Source organism: Sphingobium sp. C100, from assembly GCF_000508185.1.
Classification (GTDB): domain Bacteria; phylum Pseudomonadota; class Alphaproteobacteria; order Sphingomonadales; family Sphingomonadaceae; genus Sphingobium.
Genome location: NZ_AYOY01000168.1, coordinates 1 through 19,937 on the forward strand (window position 1 = coordinate 1; position 19,937 = coordinate 19,937).

Here is a 19,937-nt window from a genome sequence, read left to right on the forward strand (position 1 = left end):
CCGAACTTACCGAAAAACTGTGATTGGAGGGAGTAGACACCTCCCCTGACTGCGGCTCGGATCGGAAAAGGAATCTCTCCTATTTCGATCAATCGGCCGGAAGAGAAAGGGATAATGCTGGGATTCTGATTGGTGCCGGCCACGCCGGTCAGCCCGTCCCGTCTCTCTGCCGCATTTTTGGGCGCTCAGTCATTGAACATTCATCGCACCGACCTATTTCGGTCTTGTCACTTCTTCCCCTTTGGAGTGACCCTCCCTGAACCTCGGCCCTGCCGGCCTATGCCGGCGGGGCTTTTTTTGCACCATCATCATCGTCAGCCACGTACGGGGAGGATGCGGGCGCGACATTCGCCAAAGCCGATCGATGCAAAGCCGTCCCGATGCGCCCGCGCCTCTAATATGATCTCGTCGCCGTCTTCCAGGAACGTGCGTCGCTCGCCTGAAGGCAGATCGACCGGCTCTGCCCCGCCGCGCGTAATTTCCAGCAGGCTCCCCAGCGCCGACCGGTCCGGGCCGGAAATGGTGCCCGTGCCCAGCAGATCGCCGGGATTGAGGTTGCAGCCATTGGATGCATGGTGGGTGACGATCTGCGCAGCGGTCCAATACATGTTCGCGGCCGTACCTTCGCTGAGGCGGAAGGGCGGCCGGCCAGCCTCGCGCATCCGCTCCGTCGAGATATAGACGCGCAGATCCAGCGCATAGGCGCCGCTCGCCTGGTCCTGCGCGTCCCAAAGATAGGGCAAGGGCGCAGGATCGCCTTCCGTCCGGGGCGGCTGCGCAATATGGAAAGGTGCCAGCGCCTCGGCCGTCACCACCCAGGGCGAGATAGTGGAATGGAAATTCTTGGCGAGGAACGGTCCGAGCGGGACATATTCCCAAGCCTGGAAATCGCGCGCGGACCAGTCGTTGAGCAGGCAGAAACCGGCAATATGATCCGTCGCCGCCCCGATCGGGATAGCGTCGCCGAGCACATTGCCCTCCCCGATCCAGATGCCAAGCTCCAGCTCATAGTCGAGCCGCTGCGACGGACCGAAGCGCGGTTCGCTGTCGGCCGGTCCCTTGGCCTGTCCCCTGGGTCGGACGACGGGAACGGCTGACGGCCGGATTGACGAGGCGCGCCCATGATAGCCGATCGGCACATATTTATAGTTGGGCAGCAGCGGGTTGTCGGGGCGGAACAAGGTGCCGACATTGGTGGCGTGATGAATGCCGACATAGAAGTCGGTATAATCGCCGATGCGCGCGGGAAGATGGAGCGTGCAATGAGCAACCTTATAAAGTGCCGGCGCGACGGCCGCCCTGGCCCCCTCGTCAGACAGCAGCGTCGATACCCGCCGACGCAACGCGCGCCGCGTCGCGGCCGGCAGACCTAGGAGGCTATTGAGATGCTCGTCCACCAGCGCCGGGCGGATTGCCGCAGGCAGGCTGTCGCCGATCGCCTTCAGGTCGAGAATATGGTCGCCCACCGCGACGCCCGCGCGCGGACCTTCACCTGGTGGCGAGAATATGCCGAGCGGCAGATTCTGGATCGGGAAATCGGGATGGCCGTTCGCATCCTCAACCCAGCTTTTCAGGTCGGGGGCATGGGTTTCATCGATCTGGCTCATGCGGCATCCTCTCCAAACTCTATCTGTGCTTTGCGAAATCCGTCCCAGCAGTCGTCATAATCGGGTTGTGCGAAATCCGCTTCAAGGGCGATGCGTGTAGGGCGGAAGGGGAAACGACTTTCGAACATGAAGGCCATGCTCGCCTCTATCCTGTGCGGCGCGAGGGTGGCCGCGATGGCCGCCTCATAGCTCGCCCGGTCCGGTCCATGACTGGCCATCTGGTTGTGCAGGGATGCGCCGCCCGGCGCGAAACCGCCGGCCTTGGCGTCGTAGGCGCCCGTGATCAGGCCCATAAATTCGCTCATGATGTTGCGGTGGAACCAGGGCGGGCGAAACGTCTCTTCGGCAACGACCCATCGCGGCGGGAAGATGACGAAGTCGCAATTGGCGGTGCCGGGGGTATCGCTGGGGCTCGTCAACACGGTGAAGATTGAGGGATCGGGATGATCGTAACTCACTGAATTGATGGTATTGAAACGGCGAAGATCATAGCGGCAAGGTGCGAGATTGCCGTGCCAGCCCACGACGTCGAAGGGCGAATGCCGCAACCGGGTGGCCCAGAGACCCCCCTGGAATTTCTGGATCAGTTCGACCGGCGCATCGACATCCTCGAACCAGGCCGTCGGCGTTTCGAAGTCGCGCGGATTGGCGAGGCCGTTGGAGCCGATCGGTCCAAGGTCGGGCAGACGGAAGGGCGCCCCATAATTTTCGCACACATAGCCACGCGCGGTTTTGCCGCACAGGCCGACGCGGAAACGAACGCCGCGCGGTATGACCGCGATCTGCAACGGTTCAAGCGCAAAACGCCCCATCTCGGTTACGATGTCGAGCGCGCCCTCCTGTGGCACGATCAGCATTTCACCGTCCGCGTTGAAGAAGGCGCGGCCGTCCATCGACCGGTTGCAAGCGTAAAGATGGACAGCGAACCCGACAGCTGTAGCGACATCGCCATTACCGCAATAAGTCACAAGCCCGTCGACGAAATCCGTCGGTTCGGTCGGCAGCGGCAAGGGGTTCCAGCGCAACCGGTTGGGCGAGGGCGGCATGTCGTGGAGCGGGCCGGACGCCAGCCGCGATGCCCGGTCATAGGGGCGATAGGCGGGGTGTTGGGCCGCCGGCCGGAGCCGGTACAGCCAGCTGCGCCGGTTTTCGGCCCGTGGCGCGGTGAAGGCGGTGCCCGACAGCTGCTCCGCATAGAGGCCAAAGGGCACGACCTGCGGCGAATTGCGGCCGACAGGGAGCGCGCCGGGTACGGCTTCGCTGACGAAATGGTTGCCAAAGCCGGGCATCATGTCAATGCTCGCCCCGGCGTTCCCATCACGGCCATGGACATTCTGCATCTTGGTCATCCGCTCTCCTTCGTGCCGGCCCATCTTTGGCAACGATGATATAGTTTCATTTGCAACTAATAGCGTCGTTGCGCAACTGGTGTCAAATGATACGATCCTGCATGAACCAGCGATCCCTCATGCTCGACAAATTTCTGCCCTATCGGCTATCCTTCACCACGAACCTGGTCAGCGAGACGGTGGCGAGCGCCTATGAGGCGCTTTTTGGGCTGCGTATCCCAGAGTGGCGCCTGATCGCAGTCGTCGCCGAAAACCCCGAAGGCATCACCCAGCAGGCGATCGGGCTGAAAACGCGCATGGACAAGGTGACCGTCAGTCGCGCCGCAGCCAGCCTGATCGATCGCCACCTCCTGGCGCGACAACCCCACCGGGCGGACCAGCGCTCACACCTGCTGACGCTGACCCCTGCCGGCCACGAACTTTACCGGGCGATCGTTCCCAAGGCGCTGGAACTGGAACACAGGATTTTCAGCCGCTTCAGCGAAAATGAAATTGCGCAGTTTGAATCGATGTTGCGACGGATCGACGAGATCGTTCTCGATGGCGCGATATGAAACGGGCAAATCGCCATGGGGCCAATGCATATCGTTGGGCGCCGACCGCTGCTTATGACTATTCCGCCCATCTGAGTCAGGTAAAGAGGCCTCAACAATGCTATGGATATATTCAGCGTAGCCATCGCTGAGCTGCCTCGGTCCAATTCCGAAAAGGATTGTCCTTCATGCCCAAAAGCATCGTCATCCTGCTTGACGGCACGTCGAACGAGATCGCAAGCGACCGGACCAACATTCTGCGCCTCTACGGGGTGTTGACCAAGGATGCAGAGCAACTCGTCTATTATGACCCCGGCGTCGGCACTTTTGGCGCCGAGGGCGCATGGTCGCGTTGCTGGCGAAAGGCCCATGAAATCTGGGGTCTCGCGACCGGGTGGGGCCTCGATCATAATGTGAAGGAAGCCTATCGCTTCATCGTCGAAAATTATGAAGATGGAAAGCAGGCTGGCGAAGGCGGTGAGCGAGACCGGATCTATATTCTGGGGTTCAGCCGCGGAGCCTATTCGGCTCGCGTGCTGGCTGGTTTCATTCATGCGGCCGGGCTGATCGAGCGACGGAACCTCAACCTGCTGGATTATGTCTACCGGGCCTATAAGCGGATCGGTGAAGATGCAAAGCTGGAGGCCTTTGCTGAAATGCGCCTTTACGAGCGCATCCTCAATACGGATCGGCCGCCAATACGGATGCTGGGCCTCTTCGATACGGTTGCCTCGGTGATCGAGAGTGGCCGTTTTGGCATCAGGCTCAAATCCCATGCCTTCACCAGCCGAAATGCCAGCGTTGAATCGGTCGCCCATGCAGTAGCGATAGATGAGCGGCGAACCATGTTCCGTCCGAGACTGTGGCCCGCCGATCAGCAATATAGGGGGAACCCGTTCAACAAATCAGCCGCGAAACCTCAGGACGTTGCTGAGGTCTGGTTCGCCGGCGGTCATGGCGACGTAGGCGGCGGCTATCCCGAGGGGCAAAGCGCCCTATGCAAGGTGCCACTTGTCTGGATGATCGAGCAGGCAAAAGGCTGCGACCTCAGATTTCGGCAGCAGAGCATAAATAGCGTCGTGATGGGCGAGCCCGACGGGATCCGATATCAGCGGCCTGATCCGCTGGGCCAAGCCCATGAGACGATGACGCTTGGCTGGGCCTTGCTTGAGTTCGTGCCGCGACGAAAGCCGGCCGGCTCGTCGCGCCTGTCAATATTGGGCCTGATCTTACCATTGTTCGAACGACGGCACATACCGCCTGGATCGCGACTTCATGCCTCGGTTATCGAGCGTCGAGACAGGCTGGACTATCGGGCTGCCAATATACCCAGGATTTTCACCGTCGAAGACTGAATAACGGTTGAATTTGAGGTTAAGGCGGTTGGAAGCGGGTAGACGGGCAGGGGTGCGGAGTCGGCGCGTGCACAATGCCCCTCCCGCAGTGGATTGATGCGGCCTGTCATCGAGGCGAGGGGGGATATCGGCGTCAGATGGCGATGATCGGTTTACGGTGACGCGGTGTCGGGGCGATTGCGCGCGTTTTTGTAGGATGCGGAAAAGCCCGGCTGTTTGCCGGGCTGTTGTGTGTGCGTGTGTTGTTGCGGTTGCGGGGACAGGATCAGAATATAGCGGACATATCGTTAATTAAAAAAATGAGGGGTCATGTCTCGCGACGTAGTTGCTGTAATACTCGCCGACGGATTCGGAAGATCGAGCACCAGGATCTTCGACGTGAGTTCCCAAAGACGTTGCCAGAGGACGCCCGAGCCAAAGGAATGGCTGGACCGTTAAAGGAGCTGGGATTGTCGATTGGCTCGGCTACCTGATCAACCGCCGTCGGTGACAAGAGTGCCGCCGTCGACCACCAGATTATGGCCGGTCACGAAAGCACCAGCAGGCGATGCGAGGAAGATCGCCGCTCCTGCGACCTCGTCGACCTCTCCAGGGCGACGCAGCGGGGTCATCTGCATCCTTCGGGCCATGAAGCCAGCGTCGGCCAGCAAGGGCATCGACAATTCGGTGCGAATGAAGCCAGGCGAAAGCGCATTCACGCGGACGTTGCGGGGTCCCCATTCGACCGCGAGATTGCGGGCGAGTTGCGCCACCCCCGCTTTGGCAAGGGCGTAGGCATTGATCGCGCCATTGCCACGCAGCCCGGACAGGCTGGACACAAGTATCGCCGCGCCACCGCCGACCGACGCGATTTGAGGCAACGCCAGGTTGCACAATCGTATCTGGCTACGCAGATTGACCGCCATCACCCGGTCATAATCATCCATGTCGATGGTCGCGAACGGACCTGGTCGACCGGTGATCCCGGCGTTGCAGACGAGAATGTCCAGTCGTCCGAAATGATTGATCGTCCTTTGGACCAGGGCGACGAGTTGGGCATCGTCCGCTACGTCGGCTGGGATGGCAAGTGTATCGAGATCTCGCCCGACCTGCGCGCTATCTCCAGCATTTTCGCTCGAAATCACGACCCCTGCGCCCTGATTTCGAAACGCGCGGGCGATCGCAAGGCCGATACCGCGCGTCGATCCGGTGACAATTGCAACTTTGCCGCTGAGGTCGAACAAGCCCATCAATGCTTGTTCTCGGGCTTGTCTTCTGGGAGTGGCTGGCCGTCATGGAGATAGGCCGGCGCCTCAATCAAGATGAAGGCGATGCGACAGGGTTTGTCGCTGATGTTCCGCCACAAATGATTGGTGCCGCGCTGGATGATGATCCCGCCCTCACGCACTATCGTCTTGCGGCCATCATCCAGTTCCAGCTCGACTTCGCCCGACAGGATAATACCATAGTCGATGCTGTTTGTGCGGTGCATCGGCGACTGCTTGCCCGGCAACATATCCACGATGCGGATTACCGACCCCTGGTTGAGGGTCAGACCCGCGTCGCGCAGTCGTCCGTCAGTTTCGTCATTATTGTCGGCGGGCACGGTTGGGGTTGTCCACAGCAGCAAAAAGGCGGCGTCGCCCGAAGAAATCATGCGCGTTGGAGCGAGATCTTCGGATTTGAAGATGGCGCGGCCGGCGGCGTCATGGCCGGTGACAACACGCTGGACCAGCGGCAGACCGGAATCGCTGAGGTCTGTCATGCTTGCTCTCCTGTATAAGCCACGACTTGCTGGTCGATGATGCCGAAAGGCGCGCTACCGTCTGGCAAGCGGCCTTCCATGCGAACGCGGTCGCCAAATTGCATGAAGGCGGTGCGGGCTGCCCCCTCGTCCACAATCTCTATCCCGCGCCGCTCCGCGATGCAGGACGATCCGACTTCGCGAAAATTCGGGTTGGAAACGGTGCCCGACCCGATGACTGTGCCAGCGACCAACTGACGGGTACGGGCGGCATGGGCGACGAGATCATGGAAGCCAAAAGCCATCGGCGCGCCATTGGCAGCGCCGAACCGCTGACCGTTCCAGTCAATCAGTAAATCCATGCACACCCGACCGTCGCGCCAGCCGTCGCCCAGTTCGTCGGGTGTCACCGCGATCGGCGCCATGGTGCAGGCAGGCTTGGCCTGTACCCAGCCAAAGCCGCTCTTCATTTCCGGACCCGCAAGCGCGCGTAGCGACCAATCGTTGATCTGGACGATCAAGCGGATATGGCCCATCGCCTCATCCGGGGTGACGCCCATCGGCACATTGTCAACGATGACACCGAACTCGCCCTCGAAATCGATACCCAGCGCTTCATCGGGCATGGGGACGTCATCGTGCGCACCGTAAAAGCGATCTGAAAGGCCCTGATACATCAGCGGACTGCCGGTCTTTTCGGGCGTGACGCCCAGCACCTTGTCCATCAGTGCGCCATGGCTTTCGAAGGCGGAGCCGTCGAGCCATTGCCAGGCCCGCGGCAAGGGCGCAGTCAACGCGGACGGATCGAGCGGATTCGGGAAGTCGGTGATCGCAGCGAGCGCGGCGGCGGCAGCGTCCCAGCCATCCAGCGCCGCTTGCAGCGTGGCCAGCGGCGCCTGCGCATAATATGCGCCATCGGGCGACAGGAGGATCAGCCGCCCATCCTTGCTTCCATCGTTTAGCGTCGCCAGCCGCATGGCCTCTCCTCTCATCCTTGTTGATCCTAGGCGATGGGACAGAGCACTGTGCCGGTCAAAGCCAATCTATGGATAGGCGGGTTCCACAAATTCAATTTGATCGCTGCGCCGCACAGGGGTCTTTGGCGCGATGAATGCCGCTGCCTGCAGGCTGATGGCGTAACGTCGAGAGGATCTGCATGTTCGAGCCATTCCCCGGAAATTACGTCTGGAATCTCGCCACCAATCTGGCGCTAGTGTGCGGCGGCAATCATGGCGAAATCGACGAGGCGAACCGGCCGATCAGGGAAGCGGCCAAAGGCGGTGCGGACGCGGGCAGTGCGATGATGTTCGATAGCTGGATCGCAGTGGCCAATCAGGTTGCGGCTAATGGGGCTGTGGACGAGGAGGCAGGCTATGCGCTGTCGGCGGGGACCAAATATCTGCGCGCTTCAGGCTATTATCTCGCCGCCGAACGGATGCAGAGCCGTGATTATGCGCCGCGCTGGGCCGCCTATGCCAGGGGGCTGGATCTTTATCGCAAGGGCTCGGCGCTGCGCGGGCTGCATGTCGATTATGTCGAGATACCCTATGAGGGCAGCGCCTATAGCGCGATCTTCGTGCATGACGGTTCCGGTACGCCGCGCCCGACTCTGGTGTCGGTGAACGGCCTCGATTCCATGAAGGAACAGGTCAATATGGCGGGCCATGGGGCGGCCAATCTGGAGCGCGGGATCAATACCCTGTTCGTGGACCAGCCGGGGACGGGTGAGGCGATCCGCAGCCGGGGGCTGCCTGCGGTGTTCGATGCCGAACGCTGGGGATCGCCTGCTTTCGACTATCTGCTGACGCGCAGCGATGTAGTCCACAGCAAGATCGGTATTTTCGGCCTGTCCTTCGGTGGTTATCATGCGCCGCGTATTGCGGCCAATGATCCGCGCTACGCGCTGTGCGCGGTGATGGGCGCGAACCATGTGTGGGGTCAGCGCCAGCGCGAGCGGATCGCAAACGAGGGCGAAAATCCCGTGCCCCATTATTGGGACCATGTGATGTGGGTGTTCGGTTTCGACGTCGAGAGCGGCGGGCGCGACGGTTTCCTGACCTATGCCGACCAGATCACGCTGGACGGACAGGTGGAGAAGATCAGGGTTCCCTTCCTGATTACCCATGGCGAGAATGACCGGCAGATCCCGGCCTATAACGCACATCTGAGCTATGATCAGGCGGTCCATTCGCCCAAGCGGACTTTGCGAATGTTTACTAAAGCGGATTTCGAGGTCGAGCATTGCGGCGCGGACAATGGCACCGGGATGCGTGACTACATCGCCGACTGGTGCGCAGAGACGTTTGCGGAGATGGGGTGATGGCTGAGTTCACATTCCACCATGGCGGGGTGAGCGTACCCAGCCTGGATGAGGCGATCGACTGGTATGGCCGGGTGTTGGGGTTCGAGGTCGAGAAGCGTTTCTATATCGCGGCGGCGCGATCCCATACTGCGATGATACGCAAGGGGCCGCTGCGGTTCGAGCTGTTCGAGGTGGAGGGCGCCGCGCCTTTACCCGATGAGCGGCGGCATCCGCCGTCCGACATCAAGACCCATGGCAACAAGCATGTCGCGTTCCGGGTCGAGGATCTGGAGGCGTTTCTGACCGAGATGGAGGGCAAGGGCGCCGATGTCGCTTTCGTGGTGCGGGAGGCGTTCGGCAAGGGGTGCTTCCTGCACGACTGCGCAGGTAATCTGATCGAATTTGTCGAGGAAGCAAATCCGTAGAAACGGGGCTAACTTTCATGTTTCACGGTAATCTCGATATTTTAGACAAAAGTTCGAAGTTAAATTACGCAACGCTGGCGACGCCGCCAAAAACTGCCATCCTGCCGATCAGCCACATGCTAAATAGAACAGGATGGCGCCCGGCAGGCGTTCAGAGGGCGTGTTCATCCGCTTCGGTGATGTCAGCCAGCTTGCCGTTCACCGGCAACTTGCCCGGCCGGGTCTTGCGGAAAGGTTCGAAGCTGGCGCGGTCAGCGTCGAACGTCATGTCCCAGGGGATATTGTCGCCCCGGAAGATGGGGGGGGCGTTATTCGACCAAAGCAATGACCCGAACCGGAAATCCCAGGCGCGAGGCACCCAGTTGTCGTCCAGATAGTCGGTGTCGGCGTGATATTCGGCCTCCCCCGCTTTGCCCGGCATGTCGCAATAATAATAGATGGCCGACGAAATACGGTGACGGGATATGCCACCGGAGCTGTTCATGGTCGCGTTTTTCCAGCCTTTGGCCTCCATCTGGTTCGCTCCGAGCATCACTTCGTCGATGTCGTCCATGCCAAAGGCGATGTGCATGAACTTGAAATGATCGGGCGCGATGGGCAGGTCGCAATTCACCCAGAAGATCGAATGATGTTCGAACGTGCCGTCGGCGCGGGAAAAAATGCCCGTGCCCTTGCTATGATCGACATAGCGAAAGCCCATATGGCGTTCGTAAAATTCGAAGCTGCCGACATAGTCCGGTGAGAAGAAGACGACATGGTTGATCGTTTTGGGAATGGCGCGGCGACGCCAGATGCGATGCTGGTTGAAACGGGGATAATGGCCCGGCGTGTTGACCGGGCTGGCTTCGCTGACCACCGGGCGCTTGGCCCAGACGCGCAGGGCGATGGGCTGGCCATCGGGGCAGGTGCAATGCGCAGTGCCGTCTTCGTCGCGGCGGAGGGTGACCTCTGTGGCGAGACTGGCGGCGATGCGGTCCAACTCCTGCGCGGATTCCACGCCCCAGACGGTTTCCTTCAGGCCATCGCCGGGAAAGGGGTCGGGCGAGGGCAGCCGCGCGTCGCCATGGCGGTAGAGAATGATGCGCGAGCCGGAGGCGAGCCGGAAGGTCGCCTCATCATCGCTCGCCTGTTCAAGCGGCAGGCCGAAATCGGTCCAGAATCTGGTATGTTCCGCCAGATCGGCGACCCCGAAGATCGCGCTTTCAACGCCCAATATACTCATAATGACTCCTCATCCTGAGCGTCATAGTGGCGGTGGTAGGACGCCAGCAGAAACGCATTTCATGGGAGGCTCCTATCGGTGGGGCGGATAGGTTGGGGGGATTGCGCCGCCTTTTTTGGAACGCGATGACTTCAGTTTGACCAAGCAACTTCCGCTCGTTTCCAGCGAAGTCGAGAAACACCGCGCCACGGTTTCTCGGCTTGGCTCGAAAGGAACGGATATCAAAGCACTCCCCCATCCAAAGGAGGGGGAGGCAAGCCTATCCCTTGCGGAACAGGAGGGTGAGCAGGAACCAGAGCGTTCGCGCGTCCAGCAGCCTGAACGCCGCGCGGGCTTCGCTGGGAGTGAGTTTGGCGACCATCGGCATTGCGCCGAAAATCTTGCCGCGGATGATGAGGGCGTTGCCGTCGCGCTCGATCTTGCGGACTGTCATCAGTTCCTTGTCCTGTGCGTCGAGGATTTTCATGACCGGGGGCTTGGCTGTATTCATCGCACCGCTCCTGTGCAGACCTTGTCATAATCCATGCCGAGATCGTCCATCATCTGGATCGCTGTGGCGCGGCCTGCGCCGAAGACGCCGCCGCCCGGATGCATGAAGGGACCGACGAGATAAAGGCCTTCAATCCCCGGCACGCGCAGATCGCCGAGGTCGGGGGTCGGGCGGTGGCCAACGCTCTGATACATGAAGGGTGCGCAACCATGGATGTCACCCTTGACGAAACTGGCCGGGCTGTCGCGTTCATGGTCAAGCGGGGAGCGGACCAGTCGCCCGATGATATTATCCTCGTCCAGATTGGAGAAGAACAAGCGATATTGCGCTAAACTTTCTTCCGCGATCTTCTCCTTCATCCGGTCCCATGCGGCGGGGCCGCCGTCGTGCAGGTCATAGGGCGCGAAGGTGACGCCATAGAAGACGCCGCCCCCGGCCGGCGCGCGGCTGGGGTCGTTGGATGTGTTGTCTCCGCCTGCGATCAGGCGGCGGGGTGGCACTACGCCACGCCGCAGATGGTCATAGTCGAGCAGCATGTCGCGCATCGTGTGGGTCTGGAGCAGTTCGGTCATGACGCCGCCCTCCCCGTCCACCCATTTCAGCTTCGCCTTTTTCTTGAGCGCGAGGTGCAGCAGGTTGATCGAGAAGGTGGAGGGCGTCACACGTTCGGCCCGTTGCAACACGGGCTCGGCGGTTTCAGCAACGAATTTGCGCAGCATATGGGGGTGAATCGCACCGATCACGCCATGCTTTGCCATGCAGGTTTCGCCGTCGCTGAGCTCAAGGCCGACGGCCTTGCCGGACGAGACGATGACGCGCTTCGCCTCTGCATTGCAGCGGACTTCGCCGCCATGATGTTCGATCGCGCGAACCAGCGCCTTGCTGAGTTCGCCCGATCCGCCCTTTGGCATCGATACGCCAAAAGTGTGGATGATGCCGGGCATCAGCAGCGCGCCCATGCCGGTGCCGAGTTCGTCGGGCATCTGGAGATTTTCGGTGACGAGGCGGATGATGTGGATTTTGAGCCGATCGCTTTCGAAATATTGGTTCACCACGTCGAGCACGGAACGCTGCATCACGTCGAGCAGGAAGCGGCCTTCGTCCGACTGGTCCATCATCGCCACGAAAGCACCCATCGGGAAGGGCGGCGCATAGAGGCCGCCCATGAACATCGGCAACACGCCCTGGCTGATTTCCACGAAGCGGCGATAGGCGTCGGCGTCGCGCGGGCTGAACTGCGCGATTTCCTGACATGTGCGGTCGAGATTCTTCCATGATCGCATGACCGTGCCATCGTCCCAGATGCTGACATGGGGCAGTTCGGGATAGATATATTCGAGGCCGAATTGACCAATCAGGCCCAGTTCGTCTTCGCGGATCATGGGGTTGCCCTGAATCATGATGTGAACATTGCTATGTTCGTCATGCCAGTAACCCGGTGTGATCAGTTCGCGGGTCGATACGCCGCCGCCGAAATGCGGCTTGCGTTCGAGGACCAGCACTTTCTTGCCAGCCTTGGCCATATAGGCGGCGGCGGTCAGGCCATTATGGCCCGCGCCCATGACGACGATGTCGTAATTGCTCATGCATGATCTCCAAGAAAGGCGCGGAACTGGGCGATGCCGGGCACGTGGCTGGCGCAGCCGCCGTCGGCCACGATCAGTTGACCCGTGATGTTGCGGGCGGCGTCGGAAGCGAGGAAAGCGGCCACTTCGGCGATGTCTTCGGGTTCACCCAGCTGATCGCGCAGGGTTTCGGCCTCCACCGCTTCGCGCAACGACGGGGGGAAGGCGGCGCGCAAAGCAGGCGTCATCGTCATGCCGGGCGCGACCGCATTGCAGCGCACGCCATGGATGCCGTGGCTGGCGGCGATGGAGCGGGTCATCTGGATGATGGCGGCCTTGGACGAGCTGTAGGCGGCCTGGATCATATGGCCCTGCACGGCGAGGTTGCTGACGGTGTTCACGATATTGCCGCGGGTGGCGCGCAGATGGGGCAGCGCGGCGCGGCAGGCGATCATGGTGCCGCGGGCGTTGACCGCATAGGTGCGGTCCCACAAGGCGGTGGGCATATGTTCGATGTCGCCATCCTGTTGCGCGATATCGGGACCGAGCAGCGCGGCATTATTGTGGAGAATGTCGAGGCGGCCGAAATGGGCGGCCGTGGTGGCGATCATGGCCTGGGTCGAGCTTTCGTTTTCCAGATCGAGCGCGATGGCGATCGCTTCGGGCAGGTCGGCGGCCAGTGTTTGCGCCGCATCGAAGGCGATGTCGGCGATCGCCAGCCGAGCGCCACGCGCCGCCATCAGCCGTGCGGTCGCGGCGCCGATGCCGCCCGCGCCGCCGGTAATGATGGCCACTTTTCCGTCGAGCCGGATCGCATCCGTTTGCATCGTCCTCTCCTCTCTTGCTCTTGTCGACGGGCATCATAAGGTGCGCGACAGAGGGGAGAAGACGGCACTTTTTTGTGCCTTCGACCGATGCGGAAAAAATGAGCGATTTCGACGAATATGATGCGGGCTGCCGCGCGGGGCTGGCGGCGCTGGCACGGGAGATGGCCGCGCATGGGGTGGAGCGCGATGCGCCGATCCGCACGCTGTTCGGGCTGCTGGGCGATCGCTGGTCGATGCTGATCCTGCTGTTGCTGGACATCGGGCCGTTCCGCCATGCCGAGTTGCGCCGGTTGCTCGACCGGCTGAGCGCGGAAGGGCGGATTTCGCAGCGGGTGCTGACGCTGAAACTGCGGTTGCTGGAGCGTAACGGGCTGGTGGCGCGATCAGTGAGCGCCGACGTACCACCCAAGGTGGGCTATGCACTGACCCCGCTGGGCGTGGGACTGGTGGGTGAGGCGCGGCGGCTGCTAGGCTGGGTGCAGGCCAATGACGGGCGGATCATCACGGCGCGAGCAGCGTTCGACGCGGCGGAGGATTAGCTGCTGCGGCCCTGTGCATTGGCGTGGCTGAGAAATTCTGCGCTCAGTTCCTCGCGCGAGACGCGGGCCTCTTCAAGCGACACGACGGCATTGTCTTTGACCGGCACCGCTGGCATTTGCGCGCCCGCAATGATCCGTTCCACGACCCAGCGTATTGCAGGATCATTGCCGCTGGAGATATGCCATTGGATCGCTTCGCGGATCGGCGGGATGTCCATCGGCACTTCGCGCAGGGTCAGCGGCAGATAGGCCGCCATCCGGGTCGCGAGGCGACGGTGCATCGTGGCGATGCGGTTGGAACCAATGACGAGGCCCGCCAGCGACAGGAAGCTGTGGGTGACGATCTCGACCCGGCGCTGACGCTTTTGCCGCCGCACGAACCAGTCCTCGAACGCGGAGACGCGGGCGCGGCCGAAGCGGGCGGTGACGTGGCCGAGTTCGAAATAGAGTTCCTTGGTCATCGGGCCCGCCATGGCGGGATTGCCATTCCAGCCGACGACGACATAGTCATCCTCGAACAGGATCTGGCTGGGGTGGTCGGCCGAGATGGCGTAATCAATGGTGATGAGCAGGTCGATCGCGCCGCGTTCCAGCGACTCCAGCAACACTTCGGTCAGTGACTGGATTTCGAAGCGCATGCCGGGCGCCTGTTGTTGCAGGTCGGTCATGGCGGCGGCGAGCAGGACTTCGGTGATATAGTCCGACGCCATGATGCGGATCACCCGGTCCGATGTGGCGGGATCGAAGGGCGGGGATACGGCAATGGTCGAGCGGATCTGTTCCAGCACGGCGCGGACCGGCTCTACCAGAGCTTCGGCGCGGGCGGTCAGCACCATCTGGCGCCCCTTTTGCACCAGCAGGTCGTCGGCGAAATAGTCGCGCAGGCGACCGAGTGCCGAGGATGTCGCCGATTGGGAGAGGCAAATGCGATCGGCCGCGAGGCTCACGCTGCGTTCGTTGAGCAGCGCATCGAGCGCCACCAGCAGATTGAGGTCGAGCCTGTCGAAGCGCATGTCCGTCTCCCGATCAGCCTGCCGCTATGACCGACAATGCCTGTGCGACCAGTGTAGCAGGATCGCCGTCATGGGCAAAGCCCGCATGGTCGGCCGCGGGAGTGGCCAGCGGGGGATTGGCGCCGAAGGCAGCCTCCAGCGCGGCATTGGGCTGATAGGTGACGAGATCGGGCGAGACGCTGCACTGACGCGCGATTTCGGCGGCGAGGTCGCCCATGGTGATGCGCTGGGCGGGCAAGGTTACGACGCGGGTGGCGGGCATCCTTGCTGCGTCCATGGTGAGGGCGTGGAGCAGATTGTCGGCGCAGCGGCTGACCGATTGCGCCCAGATGGTCGCGCCCGTCGATACCGGGCAGATGAAGGCTTCGCCAGCGCGAAGCGCATGGAACAGGTCGCTCATGAAGGCGGATTTCATGCCGCTTGGCCCCTTGGGGCGGGCGAGGATGCCGGGCAGGCGCACCGATATGCCCTCTATCTCGCCGCGATTGTGCATCATCGCAACGGCAATTTCCATCATCGCCTTGTGCCCGCCATAGACCATGCGCGGGGCGAGCGGGGTGCGGTCGTCCACGCCGGCCGCGGGCAGCGGATCGCCGAACACCGCGATCGAGCTGGCATAGACGATGCGCGGGCGGTTGCCCGCTGCCTTGGCGTCGTCCAGCAGGTCGTACATGGCGTCGATATTGACGCGGCGCGAGGCGGCGGGGTCAGCCTCCGCCGCGCCGCCCGGCACGGTGGCGAGATGGACGAGGGCAGCGCATCCGTCGCGAAAGGCTTGCGCGCGGACGGCGGGCAAGCAGACGTCGCCCGCTACCGCTCGCGCGCCGGTCGGGATGCCCGTCGCCACCGTGTCCATGCCGACCACGGACTGTCCCGCGTCGAGCAGGCGTTGCACGATCTGACGACCTACAAAGCCGCCCGCACCGGTCACGATGATGGCCATGGGTCAGTACCTGTCCGCATAATGGTCGCGCACATCTTCGCTGAAACTGCCGAGCGGATAGGCCAGCATCCCGGCATTCCAGGCGTCCCATTTGAGCCGCATGGCGCGCAACCGTGCGGGATCATCCTTTACCAGATCGGCACGTTCATGTTCGTCCTGCGCCAGATTGAACAGATGTTCCTTGCCGCCCAGCATCAGATATTTCCAGTCGCCTTCACGCAGTGCCGCCTGTCCGTTCGCCTTGAACCGCCAGTAGAGCGCGCGGTCGAACGGGGCGGCCTTGCCCAGCAACTGGGCGGAGAGGTCGATACCGTCGAACGTCCCGGCCTTGGCGACGTCGCCGCCCGCCATGGCGAGCAGGGTCGGCAGGAAATCCATCGAAATCATCACCTGATCGGAGCGTGATCCCGGTGCGATATGGCCGGGCCAACGCGCCAGCAACGGCACGCGGATGCCGCCTTCGAGCAGTTCGCCCTTGATCCCTGTGAAGGGCCAGGTTTCGGAGAAACGCTCGCCGCCATTGTCGCTGGTGAAGATGATGATCGTGTTGTCCGCCTTGCCCGTGCGGTCGAGCGCGGCGAGCAGTTTGGCGACATTCTGGTCCATCGCCTCGACCATTTCCTTATATTTGGCGAGGCTGCCGCCATTATAGTGGAAAGAGGCGTCGAGCGTGGGCGCGACCGCCGCATCCTCGCGCCCCTCCCACGGCCAGTGCGGCGCGTTGAAATGCAGGCTCATGAAAAAGGGCTTGTCGCCCGGCTGTTCGATGGTCTTGACCGCTTCGTCGCCGAACAGGTCGGTCAGATAGCCGTTGCGCGCGATCGGGGTGTCGCCTTCGGTAAGGCCGATGCCGACATCCTTCTTGCCCATCACCATATGATGGCGGAAATAGTCGGCAGCCCCTTCGACGATGCCGAAAAATTCGTCATAGCCGTGGCGAAGCGGCGAATGTTTCGGGGGTTCGCCCAGATGCCATTTGCCGATCAGCTTGGTGCGATAGCCGACCGCCCGCATGACCGAAGCGATGGTCGGCCGTTCGACCGGCAGGCCGATGTCCTTGGGCGCGGCAGGGCCGAGCGGTTCCTCGACCCCGACGGGGAAGCGATACTGGTAGCAGCCGCTGAGCAATGCGGTTCGCGTGGGCGAACAGATGGAACTGTTGGCATAGCCCTGACGCAACTGAATGCCTTGTGCGCCGATGCTGTCGATCGCGGGCGTCCTGATATGGTGCGACCCGGTGCAGGACAAATCGGCATAGCCCAGATCGTCAGCCATGATGAAAATGATGTTGGGGCGCCCCTTGCCGGTGGGGGCCGCATGACCCTCCCCGCTGGCCGCCATTGCGCCAAGCGCGCCCACGCCACCCATGAAAGACCGTCGATCGACCTGCATATTCTCTCCTGTAATCCTGTCGAGGGCGAGGCTTGCGCCCCGCCCTGCCCCGTCCTTGCCCGATCAGAAGTTCGCCGAGAAACGCACCCCGTAGGTTTGCGGCGCGGTATAGCGGGCGACCGCCATGCCGATCGGCGAGCGTTGCGGGGTGGCGATCCGACGCTTGTTTTCCAGATTGTAGAGGAAGGCGCCCAGCGACCAGCCGCCATCGGCCGCGCGCAGAGTCAGGTTGAGATCGGTCTGCCAGTAAGCGCGGATATGTTCGAAATCGAGATATTCGAACGCGCCCCACTGATCGTCGCGCCAGGCGGTGGCGACATTGCCAACCAGTTCGAGCGCATGGCCCAGCGGCACGACCTGTTCCGCGCCCAGATTGACGGTCCATTTGGGCGAATAGAGCAAGGGCTTGCCGGAGCAGTTGAAGTCCTTGACCGGAGCCCCCCCCGCAGTGCCGCCCGTCAGGGTGAAGGGACAGGCAATATTGTCGCGCGGCGAGGCGGTGAACAGGTGCAGGTCGTCATAGGTGGCCTTGAGATATTGCACCTTGCCGTTCAGCGTGGTCGTCGAGGTCGGCTTGAAGATCGCGTCGACATCCAGACCCTTGATCGTCGACTTGCCGGCATTTTCGTTCGAGTTGATGAGCGTGCCGCTGGTGTCGACGGTGAAATAGGTGATCTGCTGGTCTTTATATTTCCAGTAGAAACCTTCGACGTTCAACTGCACCTTGTTGTTGAAGAAGCGGTTCTTCGATCCGATCGTGTAGGCGGTGATGAATTCGGGATTATAGCTGGACTTGCCCTCGGCCAGCTGGAAACCACCGGCGCGATAGCCGCTTTCCACGGTGGCATAGAGCAAGTTCTGCGGTCCGACATCGAATTCTGCCGATGCCTTCCACGTCACGCGCGAATAGGTGCCGCTGTCGACCACAGGACTATAGGTTTTGAGGATCGTGCCCTTGCCGTTGAGCAGCGCGAAAACTTGTGTGTTCGCCTGATCGGTGCTGCCCGGTGCGATCCAGCCATTGGTCGCCAGCCAATTGACAGTATCGCCGGTGGTCAGGAAATTGGGATAATGGGGCAGCGCGCCCGGCGCGGCGCAACCCGCCGCGAAGGAGGCGGGCGGCGTGATGTTGGCGGGTGGCAGGCCGCCACAGAAGGTGATGAAATTGTTGATGATGCCATCCATCGCCTTCTTGTCGCGGGTATAGCGCGCGCCGCCGACCAGGCGGAAACGATCGCTGACATGGGCAGTCAGCTGGCCGAAGGCGGCCCAGCTTTTGGTCTTGTGGGTATAATCCTGAATCGGCAGCACGAATTCCTGATTATATTCATTTTGTGCGTTGATCTTTTCGTTGAAGTAGAAACCGCCGACCACATAGTCCATCATGCCGACTGACCCGGCGAGGCGGGCTTCGAGGCTGTATTGCTTGTCGGTTTCCGCATTAAAGGCAGTGTTGAAGGCCGGGCCATAGAAATAGCTGTTCCCGCTGGACTTGCGGAAGGCTGGGAGCAGGGTGAAGGTGCCGATGTCGGCCTTCCAGTTCAGTTCCGCATTAACACCCCAATAGGTGAAGTCGGTCGATGCATCCTGGTTCATCGCATTGAGGAAACCGAAGCCGGGCGCGCCGATCAGCGTCTTGCGATAGGCATTGGCCGCATCGGTGTTAAATCCTTCGGATGTGTCGAAGCCGCTGGGGGTGAAGGTGTAGCCCGCCGGGCCAGGGGTGAAGGCGCCGATATAGGTGCCGCCGGGGCCGACGCCGCCCACCTTGGTCCAGTCCGCGCCGATGCGCAGGTTCAGCGTGTCGCTGGGTTCGATCAGGAACTGGCCGCGCAGGCCGGTGCGCTTGAGGTCGTCGCTGCCATCGCGGTTGTAGCCGTCATGGATCTGGCGCGTGGCGGCGACGCGCAGGGCGCTATTGTCGCTGGTCGCCAGGTTCAGATAGCCATCGACATTGACGGCATCATAATTGCCGAAGGAGACGTTGAAGCCCGCGCCATTCTTGCCCAGTTCCGGGCGGGCGGGGATGATGTTGACCGCGCCGCCGGTGGCGTTGCGGCCATAGAGGATGCCCTGCGGCCCCTTGAGCACTTCGACACGGGCGAGATCGTAGAAGGCCGAGCCGAACGCGCCCGCCGCGCGGCCCAGCACCACCCCATCATAGCTGGGGGTGACGGCGGGGTCATTATAGCTGCTCGACGTGATATTGCCGACGCCGCGAATGAAGATGGAGGTGTTGGAACCACCGCCATTGGTGATGGTGATGGCGGGTACGCTCTTGGTGATATCCTCCGCCTTGCTGATGCCCTGTTGCAGCAGAGTGTCGCCGGTCACGGCGTCGATCGCGATTGCGGCTTTCTGGGCGCTTTCCGCCTTGCGCTGGGCGGTGACGACGATTTCGGCGATACCGGCATTGCCCTGATCGGCGGCCTGTTCGGCGCTCTGGCCCGGCGCCTGCTGGGCCAATGCCAGCCCCGGCGTGCCGATGGTGATCATGGCCGCGGTGGCCAACAAAATGCTCCGCATATTCCTCTCCCTAATTGGTTCTGATTTTGATGAACATTGGTCACCACAGGGCCGCGATGTCACATTGATTTTCTGGATGGCACCTATCTGCGCCACGCGGACGGCCCAGCTATTGAGGCTTCCGAT

The 19,937-nt window shown here is 61.8% G+C and carries 18 protein-coding genes; 5 read left to right on the forward strand and 13 right to left on the reverse strand.

Going from position 1 to position 19,937, the window contains the following annotated elements:
• Positions 1 to 314: 314 nt before the first annotated feature.
• On the reverse strand, positions 315 to 1,607 hold the full coding sequence (gene fahA, locus C100_RS40880) for a fumarylacetoacetase (RefSeq protein ID WP_024020889.1): 1,293 nt from the start codon (positions 1,605 to 1,607) through the stop codon (positions 315 to 317).
• The gene (gene hmgA / locus C100_RS40885) at positions 1,604 to 2,896 is read right to left on the reverse strand and encodes a homogentisate 1,2-dioxygenase (RefSeq protein ID WP_031309935.1); all 1,293 of its coding nucleotides are present in this window, start codon (positions 2,894 to 2,896) and stop codon (positions 1,604 to 1,606) included. The genes fahA and hmgA overlap by 4 nt, the downstream gene beginning before the upstream one ends.
• Before the next feature lie 161 nt (positions 2,897 to 3,057).
• Here hmgA and C100_RS40890 point away from each other — a divergent pair, with 161 nt between their 5' ends.
• Positions 3,058 to 3,510 carry a MarR family winged helix-turn-helix transcriptional regulator gene (locus C100_RS40890; protein WP_024020891.1) on the forward strand — a complete coding sequence of 151 codons (453 nt, stop codon included), beginning with the start codon at positions 3,058 to 3,060 and terminating at the stop codon, positions 3,508 to 3,510.
• A 167-nt stretch (positions 3,511 to 3,677) separates the two neighbouring features.
• The gene (locus C100_RS40895; protein ID WP_031309936.1) at positions 3,678 to 4,844 is read left to right on the forward strand and encodes a DUF2235 domain-containing protein; all 1,167 of its coding nucleotides are present in this window, start codon (positions 3,678 to 3,680) and stop codon (positions 4,842 to 4,844) included.
• Positions 4,845 to 5,317: 473 nt separating this feature from the next.
• Here C100_RS40895 and C100_RS40900 read toward each other — a convergent pair whose 3' ends face one another.
• Genes C100_RS40900 through C100_RS40910 form a run of 3 tightly spaced genes read right to left on the reverse strand, consistent with a single transcriptional unit; the run spans position 5,318 to position 7,544 of the window.
• The gene (locus C100_RS40900; protein WP_024020893.1) at positions 5,318 to 6,073 is read right to left on the reverse strand and encodes an SDR family NAD(P)-dependent oxidoreductase; all 756 of its coding nucleotides are present in this window, start codon (positions 6,071 to 6,073) and stop codon (positions 5,318 to 5,320) included.
• The gene (locus C100_RS40905) at positions 6,073 to 6,588 is read right to left on the reverse strand and encodes a cupin domain-containing protein (protein ID WP_024020894.1); all 516 of its coding nucleotides are present in this window, start codon (positions 6,586 to 6,588) and stop codon (positions 6,073 to 6,075) included. Before C100_RS40905 ends, C100_RS40900 begins: the two co-directional genes overlap by 1 nt.
• Complete coding sequence (locus tag C100_RS40910) at positions 6,585 to 7,544, reverse strand: fumarylacetoacetate hydrolase family protein (protein ID WP_024020895.1); 960 nt, start codon at positions 7,542 to 7,544, stop codon at positions 6,585 to 6,587. The genes C100_RS40905 and C100_RS40910 overlap by 4 nt, the downstream gene beginning before the upstream one ends.
• Before the next feature lie 179 nt (positions 7,545 to 7,723).
• On the opposite strand from C100_RS40910, the gene C100_RS40915 reads away from it, so the two are divergent.
• Positions 7,724 to 8,887, forward strand: a complete 1,164-nt coding sequence (locus C100_RS40915; RefSeq protein WP_024020896.1) for an alpha/beta hydrolase — start codon at positions 7,724 to 7,726, stop codon at positions 8,885 to 8,887.
• Positions 8,887 to 9,294 carry a VOC family protein gene (locus C100_RS40920; RefSeq protein WP_024020897.1) on the forward strand — a complete coding sequence of 136 codons (408 nt, stop codon included), beginning with the start codon at positions 8,887 to 8,889 and terminating at the stop codon, positions 9,292 to 9,294. Before C100_RS40915 ends, C100_RS40920 begins: the two co-directional genes overlap by 1 nt.
• Before the next feature lie 151 nt (positions 9,295 to 9,445).
• On the opposite strand, the gene C100_RS40925 is transcribed toward C100_RS40920, so the two are convergent.
• The 4 genes from C100_RS40925 to C100_RS40940 all read right to left on the reverse strand — a co-directional run bounded on the left by C100_RS40925 (position 9,446) and on the right by C100_RS40940 (position 13,398).
• The gene (locus tag C100_RS40925; RefSeq protein ID WP_024020898.1) at positions 9,446 to 10,516 is read right to left on the reverse strand and encodes a VOC family protein; all 1,071 of its coding nucleotides are present in this window, start codon (positions 10,514 to 10,516) and stop codon (positions 9,446 to 9,448) included.
• 259 nt (positions 10,517 to 10,775) lie between these two features.
• Positions 10,776 to 11,006 (reverse strand): hypothetical protein, encoded by a 231-nt coding sequence (locus C100_RS40930; RefSeq protein WP_024020899.1) that lies wholly within the window; start codon positions 11,004 to 11,006, stop codon positions 10,776 to 10,778.
• Positions 11,003 to 12,592 (reverse strand): phytoene desaturase family protein, encoded by a 1,590-nt coding sequence (locus C100_RS40935; protein WP_024020900.1) that lies wholly within the window; start codon positions 12,590 to 12,592, stop codon positions 11,003 to 11,005. The genes C100_RS40930 and C100_RS40935 overlap by 4 nt, the downstream gene beginning before the upstream one ends.
• On the reverse strand, positions 12,589 to 13,398 hold the full coding sequence (locus tag C100_RS40940) for an SDR family NAD(P)-dependent oxidoreductase (protein WP_024020901.1): 810 nt from the start codon (positions 13,396 to 13,398) through the stop codon (positions 12,589 to 12,591). Before C100_RS40940 ends, C100_RS40935 begins: the two co-directional genes overlap by 4 nt.
• Positions 13,399 to 13,496: 98 nt before the next feature.
• Between C100_RS40940 and C100_RS40945 the strand changes: the two genes are divergently transcribed.
• Positions 13,497 to 13,937 (forward strand): winged helix-turn-helix transcriptional regulator, encoded by a 441-nt coding sequence (locus C100_RS40945; RefSeq protein WP_024020902.1) that lies wholly within the window; start codon positions 13,497 to 13,499, stop codon positions 13,935 to 13,937.
• On the opposite strand, the gene C100_RS40950 is transcribed toward C100_RS40945, so the two are convergent.
• From C100_RS40950 to C100_RS40965, 4 genes are all read right to left on the reverse strand, one after another.
• Entirely contained in the window at positions 13,934 to 14,950 is a 1,017-nt protein-coding gene (locus C100_RS40950; protein ID WP_024020903.1) for a LysR family transcriptional regulator, read from the reverse strand. The genes C100_RS40945 and C100_RS40950 overlap by 4 nt on opposite strands.
• A 13-nt stretch (positions 14,951 to 14,963) precedes the next feature.
• Positions 14,964 to 15,893, reverse strand: a complete 930-nt coding sequence (locus tag C100_RS40955) for an NAD-dependent epimerase/dehydratase family protein (protein WP_024020904.1) — start codon at positions 15,891 to 15,893, stop codon at positions 14,964 to 14,966.
• 3 nt (positions 15,894 to 15,896) lie between these two features.
• Positions 15,897 to 17,285, reverse strand: coding sequence for a sulfatase family protein (locus C100_RS40960; RefSeq protein WP_024020905.1), 1,389 nt, complete (start codon positions 17,283 to 17,285; stop codon positions 15,897 to 15,899).
• A gap of 63 nt (positions 17,286 to 17,348) precedes the next feature.
• Positions 17,349 to 19,811, reverse strand: coding sequence for a TonB-dependent receptor (locus tag C100_RS40965; protein ID WP_024020906.1), 2,463 nt, complete (start codon positions 19,809 to 19,811; stop codon positions 17,349 to 17,351).
• Positions 19,812 to 19,937: the final 126 nt, after the last annotated feature.

Bases quoted from the DNA above. Each gene is read 5' to 3' on its own strand.
- C100_RS40940 (WP_024020901.1), bottom strand. From the start codon at position 13,398: ATGCAAACGGATGCGATCCGGCTCGACGGAAAAGTGGCCATCATTACC.
- C100_RS40930 (WP_024020899.1), bottom strand. From the start codon at position 11,006: ATGAATACAGCCAAGCCCCCGGTCATGAAAATCCTCGACGCACAGGAC.
- C100_RS40905 (WP_024020894.1), bottom strand. From the start codon at position 6,588: ATGACAGACCTCAGCGATTCCGGTCTGCCGCTGGTCCAGCGTGTTGTC.
- C100_RS40915 (WP_024020896.1), top strand. From the start codon at position 7,724: ATGTTCGAGCCATTCCCCGGAAATTACGTCTGGAATCTCGCCACCAAT.
- C100_RS40960 (WP_024020905.1), bottom strand. From the start codon at position 17,285: ATGCAGGTCGATCGACGGTCTTTCATGGGTGGCGTGGGCGCGCTTGGC.
- C100_RS40900 (WP_024020893.1), bottom strand. From the start codon at position 6,073: ATGGGCTTGTTCGACCTCAGCGGCAAAGTTGCAATTGTCACCGGATCG.
- fahA (WP_024020889.1), bottom strand. From the start codon at position 1,607: ATGAGCCAGATCGATGAAACCCATGCCCCCGACCTGAAAAGCTGGGTT.
- C100_RS40920 (WP_024020897.1), top strand. From the start codon at position 8,887: ATGGCTGAGTTCACATTCCACCATGGCGGGGTGAGCGTACCCAGCCTG.
- C100_RS40935 (WP_024020900.1), bottom strand. From the start codon at position 12,592: ATGAGCAATTACGACATCGTCGTCATGGGCGCGGGCCATAATGGCCTG.
- C100_RS40910 (WP_024020895.1), bottom strand. From the start codon at position 7,544: ATGCGGCTGGCGACGCTAAACGATGGAAGCAAGGATGGGCGGCTGATC.
- C100_RS40955 (WP_024020904.1), bottom strand. From the start codon at position 15,893: ATGGCCATCATCGTGACCGGTGCGGGCGGCTTTGTAGGTCGTCAGATC.
- C100_RS40890 (WP_024020891.1), top strand. From the start codon at position 3,058: ATGAACCAGCGATCCCTCATGCTCGACAAATTTCTGCCCTATCGGCTA.
- C100_RS40895 (WP_031309936.1), top strand. From the start codon at position 3,678: ATGCCCAAAAGCATCGTCATCCTGCTTGACGGCACGTCGAACGAGATC.
- C100_RS40950 (WP_024020903.1), bottom strand. From the start codon at position 14,950: ATGCGCTTCGACAGGCTCGACCTCAATCTGCTGGTGGCGCTCGATGCG.
- C100_RS40965 (WP_024020906.1), bottom strand. From the start codon at position 19,811: ATGCGGAGCATTTTGTTGGCCACCGCGGCCATGATCACCATCGGCACG.
- hmgA (WP_031309935.1), bottom strand. From the start codon at position 2,896: ATGCCCGGCTTTGGCAACCATTTCGTCAGCGAAGCCGTACCCGGCGCG.
- C100_RS40945 (WP_024020902.1), top strand. From the start codon at position 13,497: ATGAGCGATTTCGACGAATATGATGCGGGCTGCCGCGCGGGGCTGGCG.
- C100_RS40925 (WP_024020898.1), bottom strand. From the start codon at position 10,516: ATGAGTATATTGGGCGTTGAAAGCGCGATCTTCGGGGTCGCCGATCTG.